Raw genomic sequence first — 1,391 nt, forward strand, 5'->3', positions numbered from 1 at the left:
CGAGGTCGGTAGAATGGGACTTCATTCAGGACGATACGCTGACGATCCCAGGACATCTAATGAAAACCCGGAACCGTCATCGCGTACCTTTATCGCGTCAATGCAAGAAGGTCTTGGACATGATCAAGAGGGACGATCCTAGACTTGTCTTTCCAGGACCGGTGGACCGAAAATCTGGAGGACGAGCAATCTTGTCGGTCAATGCGTATCGGGCGCTGTACAAACGCATGCATGTCGATGGGTTCACGACACATGGCTTTCGGTCAACTTTCAAGGATTGGTGCATGGAGGCAGGTGCAGGCGAGTGGGAGGTTTCCGAAGCCGTGCTTGCCCACGTCGCGGGAAACTCGGTTGAGCGAGCATATGCTCGGAGCGACCTATTTGAGAAGCGGAGGGAGTTGATGCAAGAATGGGCGGATTTCGCGATGCAAGAAGTTTGGCCAAGGAAGCCGCGCGTGAAACTTGGCAAACATCGAACCGGTAGCGCACAATTGCCACGCGGCTAGCCAAGATGTTTCATGCTTCTCAAAGTTTCACTTCCGGAATGAATGTCGGCAAACTACTCTTAAAACGGTCAGCATGCGGAGAATGGTTGTGAAAGAAGCACAGTATATTGATCATTTCATGAAGATCGATGAAGTCGTGGTTATGACGCGTTTCTCCCGCGCCAAGATATATCGACTTATCAAGAAAGGTGACTTCCCTGCGCAACGTAAAATCGGCGTATCTGCGCGATGGCTTGCAAGTGAAGTTCGTGAATGGATGGCTGCTCAGGCAACTCTTTCGCACAAACGAATGCCAGACAGACGGAGGATAAAAATGCCAAAGGCTATCAAGCGCAGGCTCCTCACTAAATGACACACATTTTTTTCACATAAAAACAAAAGCTACCCCACCCTAACTCTAAATGTTTCAAAAATTCCACAAGATTAAAAGCAAAGGGACATAACAAATCGATAGTGTCAAAAGATTGGGAGCATTCTACAGTAACGTGCTCACCTATGGGCATCTGTGCATAACGGACTTTCCAAAAAACTGACATAAGCCATTGTCTACAAACGTTTCTGTTGAGACAACGCCTGCATGAACCCATACAACTCAGCATCTTACAATCGATTATAGCGAAATCTGCCGCAACAGTACCGTGAAAGATTGATAAACGGTGTCGAATGAACCAATCGCGGCGATCATAAAAAAATAGAAGTAAAAACCTATCATTTGGTAGGGGTGGAGACCAGGTGTGCTCAAACGAACCAACGTTCATAGGAGCACATCATGGATTTTCCGCATAAATACATTTCATACATCCGAGTTTCGACCGACCGCCAAGGAAAGAGCGGTTTGGGGTTTGACCTGCCCCCCGAAACTTCCCGCGTTCTAATGTAGAGTTT

The 1,391-nt window shown here is 47.6% G+C and carries 2 protein-coding genes; both read left to right on the forward strand.

Features of this window, described 5'->3' with window-relative positions; all coding sequences use genetic code 11:
* Positions 1–506 (forward strand): tyrosine-type recombinase/integrase (locus K7H22_RS05210; protein WP_419248151.1); only part of this gene is annotated, 506 nt, incomplete at its 5' end.
* Between the two features lie 82 nt (positions 507–588).
* Positions 589–858 (forward strand): helix-turn-helix transcriptional regulator, encoded by a 270-nt coding sequence (locus K7H22_RS05215; RefSeq protein WP_230799689.1) that lies wholly within the window; start codon positions 589–591, stop codon positions 856–858.
* Positions 859–1,391 lie beyond the last annotated feature (533 nt).

This window comes from Seohaeicola saemankumensis, assembly GCF_021021435.1.
Classification (GTDB): Bacteria; Pseudomonadota; Alphaproteobacteria; order Rhodobacterales; family Rhodobacteraceae; genus Seohaeicola.